20 protein-coding genes are annotated in these 22,531 nt (G+C 46.4%); 15 read left to right on the forward strand and 5 right to left on the reverse strand.

Translation table 11 applies throughout. From position 1 onward, the window contains the following. Positions 1–25: 25 nt before the first annotated feature. From ACZ2XM_RS02325 to ACZ2XM_RS02340, 4 genes are all read right to left on the reverse strand, one after another. On the reverse strand, positions 26–1,606 hold the full coding sequence (locus ACZ2XM_RS02325) for a BCCT family transporter (RefSeq protein ID WP_490588438.1): 1,581 nt from the start codon (positions 1,604–1,606) through the stop codon (positions 26–28). A gap of 163 nt (positions 1,607–1,769) precedes the next feature. Next, on the reverse strand, positions 1,770–2,804 hold the full coding sequence (locus tag ACZ2XM_RS02330; RefSeq protein WP_490588437.1) for a membrane dipeptidase: 1,035 nt from the start codon (positions 2,802–2,804) through the stop codon (positions 1,770–1,772). Positions 2,805–2,885: 81 nt separating this feature from the next. Then, the gene (locus ACZ2XM_RS02335) at positions 2,886–4,340 is read right to left on the reverse strand and encodes an aldehyde dehydrogenase family protein (RefSeq protein WP_490588436.1); all 1,455 of its coding nucleotides are present in this window, start codon (positions 4,338–4,340) and stop codon (positions 2,886–2,888) included. Positions 4,341–4,477: 137 nt separating this feature from the next. After that, complete coding sequence (locus tag ACZ2XM_RS02340; protein WP_490588435.1) at positions 4,478–4,876, reverse strand: RidA family protein; 399 nt, start codon at positions 4,874–4,876, stop codon at positions 4,478–4,480. Positions 4,877–5,074: 198 nt separating this feature from the next. On the opposite strand from ACZ2XM_RS02340, the gene ACZ2XM_RS02345 reads away from it, so the two are divergent. The 15 genes from ACZ2XM_RS02345 (at position 5,075) to ACZ2XM_RS02415 (ending at position 21,726) form a co-directional block, all read left to right on the forward strand. Then, complete coding sequence (locus tag ACZ2XM_RS02345; RefSeq protein ID WP_490588434.1) at positions 5,075–5,971, forward strand: LysR family transcriptional regulator; 897 nt, start codon at positions 5,075–5,077, stop codon at positions 5,969–5,971. Positions 5,972–6,159: 188 nt separating this feature from the next. Then, positions 6,160–6,510 carry an ArsR/SmtB family transcription factor gene (locus ACZ2XM_RS02350; RefSeq protein ID WP_490588433.1) on the forward strand — a complete coding sequence of 117 codons (351 nt, stop codon included), beginning with the start codon at positions 6,160–6,162 and terminating at the stop codon, positions 6,508–6,510. A 156-nt stretch (positions 6,511–6,666) separates the two neighbouring features. Next, positions 6,667–7,095: a YeeE/YedE family protein gene (locus ACZ2XM_RS02355; protein WP_490588432.1), complete on the forward strand. Its 429-nt coding sequence runs from the start codon at positions 6,667–6,669 to the stop codon at positions 7,093–7,095. Positions 7,096–7,115: 20 nt separating this feature from the next. Then, entirely contained in the window at positions 7,116–7,550 is a 435-nt protein-coding gene (locus tag ACZ2XM_RS02360; RefSeq protein WP_490588431.1) for a DUF6691 family protein, read from the forward strand. Between the two features lie 1,144 nt (positions 7,551–8,694). Further along, positions 8,695–9,909, forward strand: a complete 1,215-nt coding sequence (locus ACZ2XM_RS02365; protein ID WP_490588430.1) for an RtcB family protein — start codon at positions 8,695–8,697, stop codon at positions 9,907–9,909. Between the two features lie 221 nt (positions 9,910–10,130). Beyond that, on the forward strand, positions 10,131–10,679 hold the full coding sequence (locus tag ACZ2XM_RS02370) for a DUF6756 family protein (protein ID WP_490588429.1): 549 nt from the start codon (positions 10,131–10,133) through the stop codon (positions 10,677–10,679). 85 nt (positions 10,680–10,764) lie between these two features. Beyond that, a complete protein-coding gene (locus ACZ2XM_RS02375; protein ID WP_490588428.1) occupies positions 10,765–11,220 on the forward strand; it encodes a hypothetical protein in 456 nt (151 codons plus the stop codon). A 133-nt stretch (positions 11,221–11,353) separates the two neighbouring features. Continuing rightward, entirely contained in the window at positions 11,354–11,584 is a 231-nt protein-coding gene (locus tag ACZ2XM_RS02380) for a hypothetical protein (protein ID WP_490588427.1), read from the forward strand. 203 nt (positions 11,585–11,787) lie between these two features. Further along, positions 11,788–12,072, forward strand: a complete 285-nt coding sequence (gene ppnP, locus ACZ2XM_RS02385) for a pyrimidine/purine nucleoside phosphorylase (protein ID WP_490588426.1) — start codon at positions 11,788–11,790, stop codon at positions 12,070–12,072. 315 nt (positions 12,073–12,387) lie between these two features. Further along, the gene (locus ACZ2XM_RS02390; RefSeq protein WP_490588425.1) at positions 12,388–13,473 is read left to right on the forward strand and encodes a DNA topoisomerase IB; all 1,086 of its coding nucleotides are present in this window, start codon (positions 12,388–12,390) and stop codon (positions 13,471–13,473) included. Positions 13,474–13,624: 151 nt separating this feature from the next. After that, positions 13,625–15,319, forward strand: coding sequence for an AMP-binding protein (locus ACZ2XM_RS02395; protein ID WP_490588424.1), 1,695 nt, complete (start codon positions 13,625–13,627; stop codon positions 15,317–15,319). 218 nt (positions 15,320–15,537) lie between these two features. After that, positions 15,538–16,314, forward strand: coding sequence for an SDR family NAD(P)-dependent oxidoreductase (locus ACZ2XM_RS02400; protein ID WP_490588423.1), 777 nt, complete (start codon positions 15,538–15,540; stop codon positions 16,312–16,314). A gap of 177 nt (positions 16,315–16,491) precedes the next feature. Beyond that, the gene (locus ACZ2XM_RS02405; protein WP_490588422.1) at positions 16,492–17,106 is read left to right on the forward strand and encodes a L,D-transpeptidase family protein; all 615 of its coding nucleotides are present in this window, start codon (positions 16,492–16,494) and stop codon (positions 17,104–17,106) included. 447 nt (positions 17,107–17,553) lie between these two features. Then, positions 17,554–20,160: an ATP-dependent chaperone ClpB gene (clpB, locus tag ACZ2XM_RS02410; protein ID WP_490588421.1), complete on the forward strand. Its 2,607-nt coding sequence runs from the start codon at positions 17,554–17,556 to the stop codon at positions 20,158–20,160. Between the two features lie 291 nt (positions 20,161–20,451). Next, the gene (locus tag ACZ2XM_RS02415) at positions 20,452–21,726 is read left to right on the forward strand and encodes a PQQ-dependent sugar dehydrogenase (RefSeq protein WP_490588545.1); all 1,275 of its coding nucleotides are present in this window, start codon (positions 20,452–20,454) and stop codon (positions 21,724–21,726) included. 10 nt (positions 21,727–21,736) lie between these two features. On the opposite strand, the gene ACZ2XM_RS02420 is transcribed toward ACZ2XM_RS02415, so the two are convergent. Beyond that, complete coding sequence (locus ACZ2XM_RS02420) at positions 21,737–22,456, reverse strand: metallophosphoesterase family protein (protein ID WP_490588420.1); 720 nt, start codon at positions 22,454–22,456, stop codon at positions 21,737–21,739. Positions 22,457–22,531: the final 75 nt, after the last annotated feature.

The raw sequence follows: 22,531 nt of genomic DNA on the forward strand, positions 1-22,531 counted from the left end.
TAATGGGTTTTTTAATGTATTACTGTTATAAGTTTTGTTCGTCGGCCATTTGCCTAGCAATCTGCGGGCCATTCCACAAGGAGGGCAATAGGATTAGCGAGACAGGCACCGCGGTGATGACAATAAAGGACTGGAGTGCCGTAACCCCACCGGAGCCAAGTGAGATTAGCACGATAGCCGTAACCCCCATCATGACGCCCCAAAAGGTACGAATCATGGCATTAGGCTCAGATTCACCGCTGATAACCACACTGATGGTGTAAGTCATAGAGTCGCCGGTGGTCACGATAAAGATCGTGGTCAAAATGATAAATAAGACAGAAGTTAATAGGGGAAAGGGCAGCTGCTGAGTGACGGCAAGTAAGGCGCCCGGTAAGTTGAATCCTTCAAAAGCTTGACTGACACTGCCCGGGTTAGCGATTTCAAAGGCAAGACCTGAACCCCCAACGATAGTGAACCAAAAGCAAGTGACTAGCGGTGCAACGATACTAACGGTGACAATCAGTTGGCGGATAGTGCGGCCACGAGAGATACGGGCGATAAAGATAGCCATCATTGGACCGTAACCCAAAAACCAACCCCAGAAAAATACGGTCCACCAACTAAGCCAACCTTCATCACCACGGAAAGTCGCCATCGGGATAAAGTTATCTATCATCGTGCCCATACCTTGGATATAGCCATTAATGATAAAGTTAGTGGGGCCAAAGATAAGGATATAGACCATTAAAGCTACAGCCAAGATGACGTTAAAACGGCTGAGTAATTGCATACCGCGATTAAGGCCACTGATCGCTGAGAGGGTATATAAGGCGATAGCAAATAAGACGATGATAAGCTGGGTGGTAAAGCCATCAGGAATGCCAAAGAGGGCATTTAGCGCATAGCTGACTTGTAGGCCCAAAAAGCCAATAGGACCAATCGTACCCGCAGCGACAGCGATGATACAGCAAGCATCAATAAGCGCACCGGTATGACCTGTCAAAGCACGTTCGCCAAGCACAGGGTAGAGCAAAGTGCGGGGTTTTAGCGGCAAGCCTTTGTCATAGTGTAAATGCATGACTACGATGGAGGTTAAGCTGCCGACGATGGCCCAAGCCAAGAATCCCCAGTGCATAAAAGACTGCGATAAGGCATTGAAGGCGGCTTGTTGTGGGTCGCTTTGCACGCCATATAAAGGCGGTGCTGTGACGAAGTGAGCGATGGGTTCAGCGGCTGCCCAAAAGACTCCGCCACCGGCGAGTAGGGTACAAAATAAGATGGCCATCCATTTAAAGTTGTCCATTTCTGGAGCGGCAAGGTTGCCCAATACGACTCGTCCCGTGCGGCCAGCAGCTAGCAAAAGCCCTATCACGAAGGTAGCGAGCAATAAGATTTGCCAATAAGGTCCAAAGATTTTCACCGACCAAGCAAAGCCTGTGTCCACTAAACTGGCTAGGAGCTTTTCATTAAAGATCGCCATAAGTACAAATATGGCAATAAAGCCACCGCTATACCAAAGCGCAGGGTTTTTGAGCCCCAAGGCATCTGTAGCGCTAGCGTCAGTAGGCTGGACAGGGCTAGTGGTAGTGATGGGCTGAACATTGACTTCATTAATAGGTGGCATGGTTTTGCTCCCTGAAAGAACCATAGGGTCAAACCCAGCGAAGCTTAACTACTAGAGTCGCGGGTATGGACCTCGGCTTCCTTGCCGATAAGTGGAAGTTTAAAGCGCTGATAGCGATGACAGAACCTAGCTTTAAGGTAGGCTGAAACTAAGCAAGACTTAGTTAGGCATCGGCGCCAATTGGCGTAAGGTTATGAGCTTGATTAAGCTCAGTCATAGGGGTCAGCGATTGTTGTAAAAAATCTACCCAATTGCCGCCAATAATTTGACCGGCTTCAGCATCTGAAAAGCCCGTCTTTAACAATCCGTTATAAATATTTTCCATTCCTGACTTGCCCGCAAACCAAGGGAGTGAGTCCGGCCAACCGGCGTTACTGGCTGAGCCTTCACCATAATCCATGTCTTTGGACCAGCGACCATTGCGCATCCATTCGAGGACGGCGGTTGGCTGATTCAGACACAAGTCACTACCAATACCTAGGTGCTGCACACCCACCATATCGGCGGTGCGGGCTACCATACTGCAGAAATCTTCTAGGCGGCAGTCGCTACCATTGGGCAGATGAAAAGGATAGAGGCTAAAGCCGAGCAAGCCGCCTTTGGCGCACAGAGCTTTGATCACGGTGTCTGATTTATTGCGCAGTGCATCGTGAGCAAAGGTAGGGTTGGCATGGCTGATACAGATAGGACGCCCGGATAGCTCGATGGCCTCTAGCGTGGAGCGCTCAGCGCTGTGTGACATATCGATGATCATGCCCACACGGTTCATTTCACGGATGACCTGACGGCCAAAACGGGTGATGCCGGTGTCATTTTTCTCATAACAGCCCGTAGCCAGTAAGCTTTGGTTGTTATAAGTGAGCTGCATGATGAGCAGTCCTTGTCGGCGCATCACGCTAACTAGACCGATCTCATCATCGATGGGGGAACAATTTTGTGCGCCAAATAGGATACCCACTTTGCCTTGAGCTTTGGCCTGTGCGATATCAGCTACCGAATATACGGGCATGATAATATCGGCGTTGCGCTCAAAGCGAGCATCCCACTCAGCAAAGCGCGTCAAGGTGGCGCGGGCGTCTTCGTGGTAGACCAAGGTGGCGTGGACGGCGTGGATACCACTGGCTTGCAGCATTAAGAAATACTCGCGTGTCCAGTTGCTATACTGCAATCCATCAATGACGGTGTGCTGCTGATACATAATATGTCCCTATAGGCCGTTGCCGGCCACATCCTGATTGTCTTTAACTCACGGTCTTTAACTGACGGTCTAGCCAATAGCCTAATAAGCGCGTTGATACGTAGTTTTGACGACCGTGTAAAATTCTTTGGCGTACTGACCTTGCTCGCGCGGGCCAAAGCTCGATGACTTACGACCGCCGAACGGCACGTGATAATCGGTTCCTGCTGTAGCAAGGTTGACCATCGTACAGCCGGCTTGGACTTGCTCTTTAAACAAAGCACTGTTGCGCAAGCTCTGGGTGATGATGCCGCCGGTCAAACCAAAACGAGTCGCATTGGTTAAGGCGATGGCCTCTTCGATATCATCTTCAATACGGATGACGCAGGCGAGCGGGGCAAACACTTCTTCTTGGTTAATATCCCAGTCGTTTTGCGTATCGACGAATAGGGTAGGAGCCATGTAGTAGCCTTCATGGGGCATGTCGAGGCGCTCGCCACCATGAGCAAGTGTCGCACCCAACGCTTTGGCACGGTCAATCCACTGTAGGTTGGCAGCCAGTTGTTTGTCATCGACGACCGGTCCCATAAAGATACCGTCCTCTAATGCGTGCCCAACTTTTAGGCCTTTCATACGCTCTGTAAGCAGCTCAACGTATTCATCATAGATGCTGTCCATGACCAGTAAGCGCGAGGAGGCAGTACATTTCTGTCCAGCACCTGAAAAAGAGCCTGCTATAGTGGCCTGGATAGCGATTTCTAAATCGGCGTCGTTGGCGATGACTAGAGCATTTTTACTGCCCATCTCAAGCTGGCAGCGTACAAAGTTAGGCGCTGTTGCGGCAGCGACTTTGCGACCCGTAGGCACCGAGCCGGTAAAGCTAACCGCGTCTATATCTGGCGAGTTAATCAAAGCATCACCGACGCTACTGCCACTGCCCAATACCAAGTTAAACGTACCCGGTGGCAGACCATGACGATGAATAATTTCGGTCATGGCGACGGCACTGGCAGGAGTGAGGTTAGCCGGCTTCCAGATGACACTGTTGCCAAAAGCGAGTGCGGGAGCAATCTTCCAGACGGCAGTGGCTGTAGGGAAGTTCCATGGGGAAATAATGGCCACAACACCTACTGCTTCGCGGGTCACTTCGACCTTTACGCCAGCTCTCACTGAGTCTGCAAGATCGCCCATTTGGCGCAATACTTCAGCGGCAAAATAATGAAAAAACTGACCTGCACGATAGATCTCACCGCGACCTTCAGCAAAGGGTTTGCCTTCTTCACGAGACAATAGGCGACCAAGCTCATCACAGCGAGCGATCATTTCATCACCGATAGCCTGCAAGATGGCTTGCTTGCGCTCCATAGGCGTCCGCTCCCACAGCGGTTGTGCTTGCCGCGCTGCTGCTATGGCTTCTTGCACATGCTCGGCATTGCCTTGCGCATACTCGCCAATGGTTTCGCTGATATCAGAGGGGTTAATATTGGTCACAGTGTGGTCGCCTGTGCGCCATTCACCATTGATATAGAGGGCGTTTTCAGTAGGGTGCGTGGTCATAAAAAGTCCTATTGCTAAAAGTGAATTAAAATAAATCAAAGACTATTAAAAATAAAATGAGAGGCGGTTTAAAATAAAATTAAAGGTTATTTGCGAAAAGTTTATTGCCTGGTTCTGCTTATTGGCTGGTTGCTGAATTAAGGTGTGGCCGTCGCAGCATAGACTACAAACTCTACCAACATCTCTTCGCGGGCGAGCCCAGCCACTACCATTGCCGCGCGATTGGGATACGGCGGTGTGAAGTATTCGGCATAAACTTGGTTGACTGTAGTTAGGTAGCTACGATCCGTGACATAGATTAAGACTTGCAGCACCGAATCCATATCTTCGCCTGCGCAAGCTAGTGTGTGTTTTAGATTTTCGAAAGTCTGTCGCGTTTGTGGCTCGATACCACCTGAGACCACACTGCCGGTTTCATCGATAGGAATCTGTGCGGTGTAAAGCGTCCCTTGGCTGGTCACTGCCCATTCTAAGGGGGCTTTGGAAGCATAAAGAGAGGTCTTCACGGGGGTCTTTTTTGGGGTTGTGTTGCTCATGGGGTCATCCTGATTATATTATTACCTCGTCCATCCTTACTATTATCGTCAATATTAATAGAAGCGCTTGAGGATTACCCTGTATGCTACGCCACAGTAAGTGATAAATCTAACAAGTTATATTTTAATTATGATAGATTTTATCTATCAGTCACTGCGAGATGATAGCGCGATCTAAGCCAGATAAAAGAGAGATTTATGAATATAAAACTACAGCAATTGCGGCATTTTTTACTGGTGGTCGCAGAAGGTGGCTTTCGAGCAGCATCGAGTAAAGCCAATCGCTCACAGGCGTCTTTATCCTCATCGATTAAGGCTTTAGAGGAGATTTTAGGGCAGCGTTTATTTGAGCGCGGCAATAAGGCGACACTCACCCCTTTTGGCGAGGTATGCCTAGTAAAAATTCAGCAGTTTATGACCTCTTATGAGATATTAGAGACCGATTTAAAGGCGGCCGCCATTGGTGAGCAGGGTAAGGTGCGTATTGCGAGCGTACCTTCACTGGCGACTAAGCTGATACCGAATGTCTTAGCCGAATACTCTAAACGCTATCCCAATGTCGAGGTCAGTTTAGTCGATGACAGTTCCGTTGGCGTTACTAGGCGGCTGCTGGCAGGAGAGGTAGATATTGCGCTCGGCAACTATACGTCAGTAGCTTCGGCTGAGATAGACTTTCGCTATTTGCTGTCCGATCCCGTAGGTGTGGTTTGCACTATCGATCATCCTTTGGCTCAATTTGCCAATGGGGTGACTTGGCAAGATTTAGTAGCGCAGCCTTTTATCTATAATGGGACTTGTCGTCTATTGGAGGGCACAGCGGCACAAGAGCTGAATCAGAAACCAAGATATGTCGTAGAAAATATTACCTCGCTGTTTTCTTTGCTCAAGCACGGGTTGGGTATCACCACGCTGCCTAAATTGGCTTTTCCGGCCCATGAGCCCACCTTGGTTTGGCTGTCTCTACTAGAGCCTGCATTACAACGGAAAATTGGGATATTCAGCAATGCGGGAAAAAGTATCTCGCCACAAGCACAGGCTTTCTCTGACTTGTGTGTGGATTATGTGCAAGGCATTACTGAAAATGCTCAGCCGTAAGCGGGCAACTAAAAATAAATACCTAATAATATACAAAATTATATAATATTTAATGTTATAATGATTTATAATCATCTACACTGTGATTGAACGGGTGCTTTCGCTTTCTTATAAATTGGCTTTCTTATAAAGCGCTTGCTGATTAAGATAGCGCTCACCGTGTTCATAGCTCCAAAGGAAAATTTATCATGACTTTGTCTACCTTAGATGTGGCAGCGCCTGTCGCCGAAATTGATTTCGATCAGCTCAAAGCTGCCGCGACAGATGCCTCGAATTTATTGAAATTACTATCGCATCCCGATCGCTTACTGCTCCTATGCCAACTGGTGCAGGGCGAGGCTTGTGTGCAAGATTTAGAGACGCTAACGGGCATTAAGCAGCCGAGTTTATCGCAGCAATTGGGCAAATTGCGCGAGCATGATTTGGTCTTGACTCGCCGTGAAGGCCGTCAAATTTACTACAGCATTGCTAGCGAAGATGCTATGGCTGTGATGGAAGTGCTTTATCAGCGCTTTTGCGGTCCTGCCAAAGACGCTTAATAGCCAGTTTTAACGGTCGTCTGAACAGCCTTTGCCAATCTACCAAAGCTGCTCATTAGCTTAGCTGCTCAGAGCTTATGTCTTTGAGCGGTTAACTCATACCTCATACCTTTATCACCATATTTATTATGATTTTACGCTCTATTAGGAGGGCGCATGGACACTTGGATAGATTTTGCAAACTTTACCCCGGGTAGCGCCTTGCTTGGCGGTGCCTTAATAGGTCTGGCCGCAGCTATTCTTATCATCGGTATCGGCCGCATCCTCGGGGTCAGTGGTATCGTGAATAGTATGTTGACGCAACTGCCCAAATTCAGTTGGCAGATGGCCTTCCTTATCGGGATGGCGCTGGCGACTTGGGGCTATGCTATGACTATTGGTTTCCCAGAGTTAACCATTGATCAGCCCGTTTGGCGCATTATCTTGGCCGGTCTCTTAGTCGGCTTTGGTACCCGTCTTGGCTCAGGCTGTACCAGTGGTCATGGGGTTTGTGGTATCTCGCGGTTATCGACGCGCTCAGTGGCGGCGACGGTAACTTTTATGATTGGTGGTATTGCTACCGCCTCGCTATTTGCGCTTTTATAAGACGGTAGGAGAGACTCACTATGAACCGAACCATGACCCTCGTTATCAGCTTTATCGCTGGGATTGTATTCGCCATTGGTCTTATTATCGCGCAGATGGTAGACCCTAATAAAGTCGTGGCGTTCCTACGTGTATTTGATCGTTGGGACCCGTCGCTAGGGTTAGTGATGGGGGCTGCGATTGCCGTGGCCATGCCGGCGTTCTTTTACGTGAAGCACCGTATCCGTAAGCATCAAGCTGCCCTTAACGGTGATGATATTGAGCTGCCCACGGCTAGCCAAATTACCCCGAAACTAATCATCGGCAGCATGTTATTTGGTATCGGTTGGGGTATGTTAGGGTTTTGCCCAGCGCCCGCCTTAGTTACTGCCTTAGCCGGCTATTCTGAAGCCATGTTATTCCTCGCAGCCATGCTAGTTGGCTATTGGGTGCATGCGAAGACGGTAAAGAGTTAGGCTTAGCAAAAGACACCTTAACCAAACTTTTTCCTGCGAAGAGAGGGCGGCAAAGCCAAAATCGCTATTGGTACTTACTGATAGCGTTTTTTTTGCGCTGAAATTTGAATAATTTGTAGTGTGGGTGCAACTCTCGGGTTGAGAAAATATGATGATGTAGCGTGTGGTTAGCGAAGCGTAACCCACCGTATGAAGAAAAGCGTCAGCCTACATTCGTATATTAAAATATAGGTACCCCTCCTTTCCCAAAGGAGGGGCTAGGAGAGGATTTAGAAAAAACCAGTTTTAAGAATATAAAAAGTAGCGTGGATGCAAACCACGGAATAATTAGAAAGTGTAATTGTCGATAGCCAATAAAAATAATTTTTCATTATATAAAATAAATAATAGAAGGATAGCCACAGCATAATTATTATAAATAAAACATAAAAATAATATTGACATTTAATTTTAAACGTTTATTATTACCGCACTTACTCATTAACCACTCGCGCCATCAGGCCAAGTTAATGACTCATCATAACTCGCTAGCTTATCTTTATAAGCCCAGCCATAACCGACGGAGGAATCACTATGTCCTATCTAAATAGCAAGACGTTTTTAAAGATTGAGCAAGACACGACGATGACTTCGGTAAGGTTTGGCTAAGCAGCTGCTATGATTTCGGTACTCTATACCGATCAATCCCATAGCCCCTCTGTAATATTGCTTTACCCCTACCTAAGTCATACCTTGAGACCCTAATACCCAGTGTGCTGTGCTAATTCACTTTAGCGCGCAAATATTGTTATACCTAAGTGCATAAGTGCTTATGCGCGTAACTGGCGTTGGTCTCACCTATCTTGTCGATGTTTGCAATCCTCCCAATGTCTGTCTGCACAGCTTTTTTACGGCTGTAACGACTCATTGGCTGAGATTAGCCTTGCCATATTTTTAAAAAAATCTTCCCCTATAAAAATTAGCTAAGTTTTATTAAATCCTGTAATTGGGATAAATAAAACCACGGTATTTTCACGCCTAAAATTTATTAAATACCTATTTAATTTTTTTAATTAAATAGTATAGGTAACTATTGCCTGAATTTAATAAATGGCAGGTTTAAATAAATACCGTATAAAATTAAAATAATACTGAGAAACAACTCATGAGCATTCAACTCACTTTAAATACTAGCGGCAAACATGGCGTACCGGTCAAGATTTATACCACCGATGTGGAGCAGGGCGCTATTCAGCAACTGCGCAATATGGCCCAGCTGGAGTTTGTCCACTCGCACATTGCGGTGATGCCCGATGTGCATGTTGGCAAAGGCGCAACTGTCGGCAGCGTGATTCCTACCAAGTCGGCGATTATTCCGGCAGCCGTTGGCGTTGATATCGGCTGCGGTATGTACGCCGTGCGCTTATCGCTGACCGCGAGCGATCTGCCTGACAGTCTTAAGTCACTACGATTGGCGGTCGAGCAGCAAGTACCGGTCGGCTTTAATATGCACAAGCAAATTCAAGCCAAGATGTCCACGCTAGATCCCTTAGCGAAACGATTGAAACCAATCACAGATAAGCATCCTGGCCTTATCAAGATGCTTAAAGGTTTTGAGCGTACTTGGGCCAAGCAGCTGGGCACCCTCGGTGGCGGCAATCACTTTATCGAGCTGTGCCTCGATGAAAATAACGACGTCTGGGTCATGTTGCATTCTGGCAGTCGCGGTCTGGGCAATTGCATCGGCCAGTATTTTATCAACCTCGCCAAAAAAGAACGCCAATCGCGCTTCGGTCATGTGCCTGATAGAGACTTGTCTTATTTCGCAGAAGGTTCTGATAGCTTTGCCGATTATGTTGAGGCGGTGGAATGGGCGCAGGACTATGCGATGGAAAACCGCAAAGAGATGATGCGCCTCGTCATCAATGCGTTGCAAGCGCCGCAAGCTGGACTGCCACGTTTCCAATTGACCAAAGAAGCGATCAATTGCCATCACAACTATGTCAATGAAGAGGTCCACTTTGGTGAGAAAGTGTTTGTCACCCGCAAGGGCGCGATCAGTGCTTATGCCGGAGAACTGGGCATCATCCCCGGCTCAATGGGCGCAAAATCTTTTATTGTGCGTGGTCTTGGTGATGCGCAATCGTTCTGCTCGTGCTCACATGGGGCAGGGCGTAAGATGAGCCGTGGTAAGGCCATGCGCGCCTTCACGATTGATGAGCTGAAGGCGCAAACCGAAGGCGTCGAATGCCGTAAGGACAAAGGCGTGATAGACGAAATCCCTGGGGCTTATAAAGACATCGACGAGGTGATGGCCAACCAGTCCGACTTGGTGGAAGTGGTGCATACGCTGAAGCAGGTTATGTGTATTAAGGGTTAGCCTCCTTCCTTTTGTAAAGGAAGGGTCGGGGATGGATTTTAAATCTTTAGCCTTAATATCCCAGTCTTTTAGATATTATGAAATATGCGAGTCAAAGGTAGGCGTTCTTTAAAGACTATGGCCGCGCCTCTTCCAGAGGTAACAGCAAAAACTAACCACACTTTAAGCATGTTCTACCGTCTGTCTTAAGTGTCCGATTACAAAATTTTTGGGAGGAACTCATGAAAGATTATCCGTTTATTAATAAAAACGGTAAACAAAGACCTCAATCCAAGGAGTGGTCTGATATACGAGCAGAAATAATGCAATTAAAGACTGAGCTAAATCTTGATGATTTAGAGTTTCGGGCATTGTCACCGTATGAAGACCATCAAGGTATTGAAGAGAATATCTACCAAACTTTTTGTCAACTTGAGGGCAGAATAACTCGTCCCACAAGGTTATGGCTTAGTTTTAAACAGGAAGTATATTCCACTGATTTTTTACCAGAGGCACCTGAGTCCTACTTGCCTACCTTGACAGATCCAACAGAGACTATTTGGCTAGGTACTCTTGATAGTATGCAAGAAAGGTCAAAGATTTGGTTTTATGAAGGTCAGATCTTACCAATACAAAAAGTACTTTTTGAAACCCAGTTTTTTGATGAGTTTTACTTCGTTTCCAAAAAATATGAGTGGCTAATTTGTATTAATCATCACGATACCCTTATTGCCACGGGAGGAGAGATGCCAAAGAGACTTAAAACGCTTTGCGAGTCTCTTAGGGGTTAGTGGAGCGTATTATGGTCAGCTAAGCTAACGCTTTAGTCTATATTCATTAAGTTATGCCATATTTTAACCAAACTAGGAAAATAGAATGTTAATTGGTAATAAGGACGTTATTGCTTACGATTTTATCGGTGTAAATAATAGTATGGGCATTGTCGATATCTATATAGGCAACCATCACCTAACCTATGAAGACAATTCACATTATTATCCCATGATTGTGAATGGAATTAAGAAAGAAATAGAATATTTTCAGGACACAGACTTATCTTTGAAAGATGAATATAAGGAATATGCGATAGATGAATTGTTCGAGCATATACATAATCAAGAGACACAAATCCATGAGCAAGTAGAGATGTGTTCAGATTTCTTTACTTATGACTTGTCAACTAAACGAGCATCCTTCTATGTCTATCAACAGGAAGCTAATTTGGTTTTTTTTGGTAATTTATACGATAGCAATGACATCATAACTGTAACTATCCCCAAAGACGACTATGTAGCGCTACTAAGCAAGCTATTAGCTCTACTGATTTCATAAGACATGCCATATTTTAACCAAACTAGGAGAATAAAAATGTCAGCAACACAATCGAACAATAAGCTAATCCAACCAAATAAAGATTCGGCAGCTAGGCTACAAGTCAGTTGCTGACAATAAGTAGGAAGAATCAATGAGTTTAAAAGACACGTTAAAACAAGCCAAAAAACTAGAGCGCGAGATGGCAGCTGGGACATTATCGTCCTCCCTTAGTGCAGTCAAACCGCGCAACTATCTGGCACTCAACCCGCTACTTAAAAAAGGCGGTGTTCACGAAAAAGAGGACGTGACCATCGCTCGCAAAAAGCGCCGCCGTGAAACCAAGCAAAGCTTGCGGCAGACCGATTGGCTTTCGGATATTTAACTTTGACTGTAACGTAAGTAGAGTCCGCTTTAAAGCCCTCTCCTCGTAGGAGAGGGTTGGGGTGAGGTTAGCTCTACCGTCCTTACAACGAGCAACCCATAACTATTTATTATCATCACCCTGTCGCTATAACTACCGTCCGTGCTAGTATTCCAACACCAATTTTCCGATAGTGTATTAACTATCCCTTTTAGGAGCAAAGTATGCCCAGCGTTAATCAGTATTTTGATAATAAAGTTACTTCAATTGCCTTTCAAACCGCCACTTTACCCGCTACTGTGGGTGTGATGGAAATTGGCGATTACGAGTTTGGCACTAGCGAATTTGAAACCATGACTGTTGTCAGCGGTGCCTTGACCGTCAAGCTGCCAGAGTCAGACTCATGGGAAACTTTTGCAGCCGGACAAAGCTTCACCATTGAAGCTAACCAAAAATTCGGCGTAAAAGTTGAAGTTGAAACCGCTTATTTATGCACTTACGGTAAATAAGGTAAGTTTTATTTCAGCTAAATAATAAGCAAGTACTACGCCAATATCAAGATTGATACTAACGCTAAGGTGAATGCCTTGGCGTTTTTTTGTGGATAAAATTTATAGTAAGTTGAGTTAGACAAAGTAAGGTTTGAGCCAGTAGGGTTATAGTTTAATGAGCGTCAAAATATTTCTTAATAGCAGTTACAAGGGCTAACCATTTTGCTATGGCAATCCTCTGTTATAAATTAGCAAAACTACCTAAACTCTAGCAATCATATTGCTTTAAAAATAATAATTAACCAGCTACTAGCGACTATATGGAACCCTGCTATGACAACCTCAGCAACTGAATCATTAGATTTGCGTCATGACTACGAAGCCCTCGCTAAACGTGCCAAACTCCGCTACGTAAGTGACGTAGAGCCGGGCTTTTCCCGTAAGCGTCATGGCAAAGGTTTTACTTATAAAGACGAGCTGGGCAAAACTATTAAAGATAAAAAATTACGCCAACGCTTTGAGATGCTAGTGATTCCACCGATGTGGTCGGAGGTGTGGATTTGCCGTTTCGAGGACGGCCATCTGCAATCTACCGGACGCGATGACAAAAGCCGCAAACAGTATCTCTATCACGAGCTGTGGAATACAGTGCGCGATCAAGCGAAGTTTGATGCGATGATTGGTTTTGGCGAAAACTTGCCCGCTTTACGTGCCCAGTTGGAAGAGGATTTAGAGAGTGAGCAGTTATCGCGTAATAATGTTTTGGCAGCTGTGGTTAAGTTGTTAGAGACGACCTTGATTCGTATTGGTAACGACCGTTATGCCAAGCAAAATCACAGCTATGGTTTAAGCACATTACGCAGCAAGCATGTGAGCCATACGGAGGAAGGGCTAGCTTTTGATTTCGTAGGTAAGAGTGCCAAAACCCATCATATCGAACTACAAGATGAACGGTTGATTGATATTATTCATGCTTGTTCTGATTTACCAGGCTATCGTATTTTTAAATACATTGATGCAGAGGGTGATAAGCAAATAGTTGATAGCAGTGATGTGAACGATTATTTACGCCAACATACCGGGCATGAATATAGCGCCAAAGACTTTCGCACTTGGATGGCCTCGGTCTTGGCAGCGAGTTATCTTTATGAGAATGCGGATGACGAAATCTTAGCTAGCGAGCCGGATAGTAAGGGGCGGCAGCAATGCGTGACCGATATGGTAAAAGCGGTTGCAGAAAAATTAGGCAATACCCCCACTGTATGCCGTGAGTCTTATATCCATCCCCAAGTTATCGCTACTTTTCTCGCTGGCAAGTTTATTGAGCCTTATAAACAAGCCCGCCGTGGTCGCTGCCGAGCTCATCAACATGTCGATGAAAAAGCCCTATTAGCCTTTTTGAAGGCCAAAGCTAGCTAAGCAAATTTAGCTATAAATCATTGTAAAATAAGCCAGATATATAAATCTATTAATTTAAATGATACGATATGTATTGAAATAACTGATGAAATAAGTTATTAATACGGGTATAGGATTTTACTTATCACCATTAGCTAAAGGAATAGCCAGCATGACCTCTACTACCAGCAATCCCTCTGAAAATGACACTTCTATCCAAGCTTACAGCGATTATTATCAGAATTTTGATAAAGACACTTTGATGCAAGATATCTTTGGCAGCGAGCTGGATGACAGTCGCAATGCTTATTTAGCTTGTTGCGGTCGCCATGTCCGTGATGGCAAAGGTGATAAAGTTGCTTTAGTGCATGAAGATACTAATGGTAAAGTCACTAGTCTGACCTTTAATGAATTGGCTGAGCAAAGTGGTCAAGTGGCGAATCTACTCAAATCTTACGGTGTAAAAGCAGGCGATAGAGTCGCCACTATGCTGCCGCGTACTCCTGAGCTATTGACCGTGGTGTTAGCCACGTGGCGTCTAGGCGCGATTTATCAGCCTTTATTTACCGCTTTTGGCGTAGAGTCTATCGAGTATCGCTTAGAAAAAGCACATACTAAAGTGGTCTTTACCAACCCTGATAACCGTCATAAATTCGAAGAAGTACAGACCCCAACTAAAATGGTATTGGTAACCAACGACGCTGAGCGTAATGAAGGTAAGGGTGACTTGCAGAATAAGTGGGACGATGATGACTATCATGACCTAGTAGCGCAGCAATCTACGGAGTGTGAGGCAGTATTATTATCAGCAGATGATGCTTTCTTGCAGATGTTTACCTCAGGCACCGTAGGCAAGTCAAAAGGGGTGAGCGTGCCATTATCTGCGCTGCCGGCTTTCTATCTGTATATGCGTTTTGCTATCGGTCTACAAGAAGAAGATACCTATTGGAATATGGCGGATCCTGGTTGGGCCTATGGCTTGTATTACGCGATCACCGGTCCGTTACTGTTGGGTTCAACGACCTATTTTAATGAAGCCGGATTTGATGCTCAAAACGTCTTTGATTTCTTAGTCCGTCATAAAATCACCAATTTAGCATCGTCACCAACCGCTTTCCGGATGATGAAGTCGAGCGGTCTTTTTGAGGGCAATAGCGACCAGCTATTCTTACGCGTAGCCAACTCGGCGGGCGAGACTCTAAATACTGAAGTGGTCGGTTGGGTCACTGACAATTTGGGTTGCCGCGTTTGCGATCAATACGGTCAGACTGAGACCGGTATGACTTGTTGTGTACACCATTCTTTGACTCATGAAGCGCCCACTGGCTCGATGGGTATGCCATTACCAGGCCACACCTTAGCCATTTTAGATGATGATATGCAGGAAGTGGCGGATGGCGAGCAAGGACAGTTGGCCATCGTAGTCAGTCAATCGCCGACCTTCTATTTTAATGGCTACAGTTGGAATGAAAAAGATGCCTTCCACGGAGATTATTACCTAACGGGTGATGTGGTAGAACGCCACAGCGATGGTACTTATTGGTATGCAGGGCGTGATGACGATATTATTACTACCGCCGGTTATCGTGTAGGGCCGACCGATGTGGAAAACTGTGTGATGGAGCATGCGGCTGTGGCAGAGTCTGCGGCGGTTGGAGTGCCAGATGAAGTACGCGGCCATGTGATTAAATCTTTTGTGGTATTAAAACCCGGCTATGAAGGTAGTGATGAGCTGGCGCAAGAGATTAAGACGCTAGTACATAAGCGCTTATCGGCGCATGCTTATCCACGTTACGTTGAATTTATTGAGGCCTTGCCAAAGACCCCTAGTGGCAAAACGCAGCGCTTCTTATTGCGTCAGGCATAAATACTGCGATTGAGCATATTTAATGTACTGAACTGACGAGCAAGTCTACTTTCTAGACTAGGTTTACCTGTAGATTGGGTTTACTATCGTACATCGAGAGTGACAGAGTATAGCTATCTAAACCCTATAGGTTTCATAACAGCTATGCTTGCAAATTAGAATTTCATTATTAACACCCTAAGTATTGATAAATTAATTATTAACAACAAGGACACCGTATGCAGATTCAAGGAAAGACTTTTTTAGTGACGGGTGGCGCATCAGGATTGGGCGAAGCTTCTACTCGTGAGCTAGCAGCAGCAGGCGCAAACGTTATCATCGCTGATTTGAACAGTGACAAAGGTGAAGCACTGGCGAATGAGTTGGGCGATAGCGTGCGCTTTTCTCGCTGTGACGTCACCAGTGGTGATGATGTACAAGCTGCTGTAGCCTTAGCTGAGTCAGAATTTGGCGGCATCCATGGTTCAGTCAACTGTGCCGGTATTGCTGTTGTGCAAAAGTTGCTAGACCGTGATAACAACCCTGCTGATCTCGATCAATTTAGTAAAGGCGTCAACATCAACCTAGTAGGCACGTTTAACGTAGCGCGTTTGGTAGCTGCTAGCATCGCCAAGCGTGTCGCTGCAAACGGTGGTCCGGCTAATGAGGATCAAGGCGTTATTATTAATACCGCCTCCGTCGCAGCTTATGATGGTCAAGTGGGTCAGGGCAGCTATGCGTCGTCAAAAGCGGGCGTGGTGGGTCTAAACCTACCTTTAGCGCGTGAGTTAACGCGTCACGGTATCCGAGTGATGACTATCGCTCCAGGTATCTTTAATACCCCAATGATGGAAAGCTTACCTGAAAAAGCCCGCGAGCAGTTAGAAGCAGCGGTACCTTATCCAAAACGTTTGGGCGCACCAAAAGAGTTTGGTGAGTTGGTCTGCCATATCGCTAGCAATGGTTACCTCAACGGCGAAGTTATCCGCCTTGATGGCGCTATTCGTATGACCTAATAGCGTTAGCGGCTGCCTCTCGGCACAAGCTTGGCTTAGTTTTGAAAAGCACTTTACTGCGGTAAGGTGCTTTTTTATGGGTTACAGTTTATTTTCATAAAAACTCCATTCGTTTTACGCCCTCTCTACATAACGGTTTGCGATGCTAAGGGTAAATAATCCGCAGAGTAGCCGGCTATGAAAAAAAATAATGCTAAATCAAGACCTGCAACGGTAACAATGCTGAGTTTAGCTAAGCCCATATTAATTTTGGCGCTATTGGGTATGCTGACTTTAGGCGGATTTTATTGGCTAAAGTTGCCCAATTCGCTTGAGCCTAATGCAGCGGTGGCTAGTGCTCCCTTCAGTAATATTCTGCAGAATGAAGTAAAGGTAGATAAGGTCGTCGTCGATAAATCCTCTCGTAATATGGCGTTGTTAAGCCAAGGTGAAGTGGTGAGAAGCTACTGCATCGCGTTAGGAGATAATCCGCAAGGTCATAAGCGCGAAGAGGGGGATGAGCGCACGCCAGAAGGCACTTACAGCCTAGATTATAAAAATGAAAACTCTATTGCCCATCGCTCTATCCATATCAGTTACCCTAATGCAGCAGATAAAGCAGCCGCTGCCAGTCGAGGGGTCAGCCCTGGTGGTGACATTATGATTCATGGGCAGATGAATGGCTTTGGCGCACTGGCCAAGGTTATGCAGCAGCGCGATTGGACCAATGGTTGTATCGCGGTGACCAATAAAGAAATGGATGAAATTATGAGTATGGTGGACTTAGGTACTCCGATTGAAATCGTGTGGTAGCAAGACAAAGCAAGGCTTGTTAATTATGCAGCTAAAATTTCTTAGTGTATTACCTTGAATTTGAGGCTACTGATTCCTATTATCCTTATAATAAATAGCCTAAGTGGAACTACCCTAATTTGTTTCTAGCTAGCGAAATACGTTTGGAAGTCTTACTTGGGCCAAGCCAATTGTGAAAAGTACTTCAGAAAAGTCACTAAAGCATATAAAGAGAGGCTAGAAAGTATTAGTATCTCAACAGTATGCCGCAGTGACTAAATGGTAATTTTTCTAAATTGACAATTAATTTAATCATTAAATTAAGCTTGAAATTTGAGTGAGTTAACCACATATATAGAACAAGATAAGCCACCGGTTTGATAGAAAATAACATTATGATTAATAGCGTTATAAGATATTGAGCTGATTTATTAAGTGGTCTAATACTAATTATAAAAGGATACCCTAATGAGATTTGAGAAATTTACCCAGAAATTACAAGCTGCCGTCCAACAAGCGCAAAGCTTAGCGCTTGGGCGTGATCATACTAGCATTGATCCCGTCCATATCATGGCGGTGCTGCTCGAAGATGAGTCCAACCTGTCGGTCTGCCAACAAGCGGGCGCGAGTATTCCTGCGTTGAAAAATGGGGTGGCTAAAGCCCTGAACAATCAGGCCGTCATAGGTACGCCAACGGGTGAGGTAAATCTAAACCCAGCTGCTGCCAAAATCTTAAACTTAGCCGATCGCCAAGCACAGAAAGCCGGTGACGACTTTATTGCGACCGAATGGGTCATGCTAGCCTTGGCCGAGCAGGGCGATACTAAGAAAATATTTGAAGAAGCCGGGGTCACGGCTGCGAAATTGAAAACCGTTATCGAACAGTTGCGCGGTGAGCAAACCGTGAACAATCAAAACGCCGAAGATCAGCGTGATGCTCTGAATAAATACACCATCAACCTGACTGAACGCGCTGAGATGGGCAAGCTGGATCCGGTCATTGGCCGTGATGAAGAGATTCGCCGTACCATTCAGGTGTTATCGCGCCGTACCAAAAATAACCCGGTACTTATTGGTGAGCCCGGTGTGGGTAAGACCGCTATTGTAGAGGGTCTTGCGCAAAAGATTATCAATGGGGATGTGCCTGAAGGCCTACGCCATAAAGAAGTGCTGTCTCTTGATTTAGGTGCTTTGATTGCGGGTGCTAAGTTCCGTGGTGAGTTTGAAGAGCGACTCAAAAGTGTCCTCAATGACCTAGCCAAACAAGAAGGTAACGTCATCTTATTCATCGACGAGCTCCATACGATGGTCGGAGCTGGTAAGTCTGATGGGGCTATGGATGCGGGCAATATGCTCAAGCCTGCGTTGGCCCGTGGTGAGCTGCACTGCGTTGGGGCGACCACGTTGGACGAGTATCGTCAGTATATTGAGAAGGATGCTGCGCTTGAGCGTCGCTTCCAAAAAGTATTTGTCGATGAGCCTACCGTGGAAGATACCATCGCTATCCTGCGTGGTCTAAAAGAGCGTTATGAGTTGCACCATGGGGTGGATATCCAGGACAGCGCTATTATTGCCGCAGCACGCATGAGCCATCGCTATATCACCGATCGTAAGCTACCGGATAAGGCGATTGACTTGGTGGATGAGGCGGCCAGCCGTCTACGGATGGAGATGGACAGCAAGCCTGAGTCTTTAGGCAAGCTTGATAGCCGTTTGATTCAGCTAAAAATGCAGCGCGAAGTGCTTAAAAATGAAGAGGATGCTGGTGCGCAAGCCGAGCGTAAAGTCCTCGATGAGCAAATCGAAGAGCTAGAAAAAGAGTACGCCGATCTTAATGAGATCTGGCAGGCAGAAAAAGCCTTAGTTAAAGGCAGTCAGCAGCTCAAAGACGAGTTGGATAAAGCCCGTATTGCCTATGACAAAGCCAGTCGTGAAGGCGATTACGAGACCATGTCTAAGTTGCAGTACGAGACTATTCCGCAGTTAGAGAAGCGGATTACCGAATCCGATTTGGCTGAGCAAAGAGAGCAGTCTGGCGAAGCGCCTAGCATCAAACTGCTGCGTAATAAAGTCACGGACAACGAGATTGCCGAAGTGGTGAGTGCCGCAACGGGTATCCCGGTCGCCAAAATGCTACAAGGTGAGCGTGACAAGATGCTAGCGATGGAAGAAAAACTCCATGAGCGCGTCATTGGACAAGACGAAGCTGTGCTTTCGGTGGCGAACGCCGTACGCCGTAGCCGTGCTGGACTCTCTGATCCAAACCGTCCGTCAGGCTCGTTCCTATTCCTTGGCCCAACAGGTGTGGGTAAGACGGAGCTGACCAAATCCTTGGCTAACTTCCTGTTTGACTCAGAGGATGCGCTAGTGCGTATCGATATGAGCGAGTATATGGAAAAGCATAGCGTCAGTCGTTTGGTCGGTGCGCCTCCTGGCTATGTCGGTTATGAAGAGGGCGGTACGCTGACTGAAGCGATTCGTCGTAAACCTTATAGCGTCGTCTTGTTTGATGAGGTAGAAAAAGCGCATACCGATGTGTTTAACATCTTGCTGCAAGTGCTCGATGATGGACGCTTGACCGACTCGCAAGGTCGTGTGGTCGACTTCAAAAATACGGTTATCATCATGACCAGTAACTTGGGTTCGCATAAAATCCAAGAGATGGCGGGTGATGAATATGACGAAATCAAGGCAGCAGTAATGGAGTCAGTGGGACAGCATTTCCGTCCAGAGTTCGTCAACCGTATTGATGAAATCGTGGTATTCCATCCTCTCGGTATGTCGCAGATGGCAGGTATTGCTGATATCCAAATGAACCGCTTACGTCAGCGTTTGCATGAGCGTGAGATGGATATTACTTTGTCGCCTGATGCGATGACGAAACTTGTCGCGGTGGGTTACGATCCGGTGTATGGGGCACGTCCGCTCAAACGTGCGATTCAGCAGCAGATTGAAAACCCATTGTCCTTAAAGCTACTCGCAGGTGAGTTTGTCGCTGGCGATACCATCCAAGTGGATGTGGGCGAAGACGATGAGCTGAGCTTTAGTAAAGCGGTTGATATCAATAAAGCGTAATGCTTAGCTGATTCTGAGAATTAGTGTTAGCTATAAAATAAACCCCGTATTTGCCCAGGCAAGTGCGGGGTTTTTTAGGGTTTAAAGTTGTTGTGATCAAAATACTATCGAAGGGCTATTTAGGGTCTATTTAAGGTGTGGCTGCGCTATTTTACTATAGTGACAGTAGGTTAAAACCGCTATAGTAAGTGATACCTATTGATTTAGAAAACAGGGAATACCAAGATGAAGCACGATGCTCAAGGTGAAAGCAGACGGTCAAATATGCCAAATCGCTCGCGAAATGGGGTGATGCTTACAGGGTCTGTCGTAGTACTAGGTCTACTATTGGGCTGCTCAAATCCCGCTGAGTCTAAAGAGGAGGGCAGTAACATAGCAGCCACCGATGCCCCCAATAGTCAAACCAGTGAGCAGCAAGCTACTAACGCTAAGGCGAACGATCAGGTTAAGGCAGCTAGGCCTACTTTTCAGACCAAGACTATCACGACTTTTGCGGAGCCATGGGCGATGACGGCGCTACCTAAGGCGGCCAATACGGCTTTGAAACTATTGGTCACGCAAAAGACCGGTGAGCTCTTTATCGTCGATACCATTACGGGTAAGAAAACCCAAATAGCAGGCGTGCCCCCAGTGGCTTATGGCGGTCAAGGTGGCCTTGGCGATATTATTTTAGCGCCCGATTTCGCCACCACTCAAGCCATTTATCTCAGCTATGTCGAGGCAGGTACAGGGGCGGATGAAGGTAAGTTTGGCGCTAAGGTGGTCAAAGCCACGCTTACAGGACTGGACACTGAGTCCCCAAGTCTGCAGGACATTACCCCGATTTGGCAGCAGTCCCCTAAGATGAGCGGGCAAGGTCACTTTAGCCACCGACTATTATTCTCGCCTGACGGTCGCTATCTGTATATCAGCTCAGGTGAGCGCCAAGAGAAAGACCCCGCGCAAGATATGGCGATGAACCTGGGCAAGATTGTCCGGCTCAATCCTGATGGTACGATACCCAAAGACAATCCTTTTGCGGCATCAGAGAGCAATCCCGTCACCCAGCAGATTTGGAGCTTGGGCCATCGCAACGTTTTGGGTATGAGCTTTGATGCTACTGGCAATCTTTGGGCGCATGAGATGGGGCCGCGCGGCGGCGATGAGCTCAATCTTATCGTCAAAGGGCAAAACTATGGTTGGCCTGAAGTCTCTAATGGCCGTAATTATTCGGGCATTCCTATCCCTGACCATGATACTCGCCCTGAATTTGCTACCCCTAAGATTAGTTGGACGCCCGTAATTTCACCGTCAGCGCTCAGTATCTATCAGACAGGTGCGCACGCTGACTTTCCTGCTTGGCAAGGCAAGACGCTTATCAGTGGTTTATCGTCTAAGGCATTAATAGTCGCTGATTTAGATACGGCAAATAAAGGGCAAGCTGCGCAGGAGTTGTACCGCTATGAGATGGGTGAGCGTATCCGGAGCGTCTTGACCGTTGATGGGCAAGTGTTTTTATTGGAAGATTCAGCAGGCGCTAAATTAATGCAGTTACTACCAGATAAGCTAGAGAAGCTCGGGGTTTAAAACAAGACCTTTAAAACACGACTTTGGCAACCTTAGGCTCTGCGTTGGCACTCACCTGCCATACCTTACCAGAGTTTTTATTAATAACTTCTAAGGCCGTAAGATTGCCGCCACCATGAGCATAGGTATCAATGCATATCAGCTGCTCTTGTTGCCACACCTCGCCATTGCGCTGCTCGGAATGACCACAAATGACGGTCTTGCCTGAGCAGTGTCCACTGTCTTTTTTCTGTAGAAAACGCCATCTTAACTCGCCTTTTTGTTGCGCTATCGGAGTTTCGGGACGGGGCGCGCCATGGCAAAAGATAAAACTCTCAGTTTCATGATAGCGGACTAGGCTACGCAGCCACTGGGTATATTTTTTAGGGATTAGCGCAATACTTTCAGGCGCTGCAGGCAAGCCAAAAGAGGCCAAAGCCTCTGCACCCCCAAAACGTAACCAATACTGGATATACTCAGGCTCGCTGCAACTGCCCAGCATCATCTCTTCGTGATTGCCGCAAATACTGATGACCTTACAGTGAGATTCAAGGCTCATAATGCGGTCGATGACGCCTTTACTGTCTGCACCGCGATCCACCATATCACCTAAAAAGATAAGGGTATCTGAAGGTTGCGGGGCGAGGGTGGTCAATAGGGCTTCTAGTAATTTGAGACAGCCATGAATATCGCCGATAGCTATCAAGCGAGACTGTTGAGAGGGGCCACTGCGAGCTGAAGGGTCTGACATTAGGACTTCCAAAGTAAATAGCGCGACCGTATGACCTTAATAAAGTAATCTAAATAAATTAACGTAGTCTATTGC

This window comes from Psychrobacter sp. CoH-33_TS_01 (assembly GCF_058189395.1).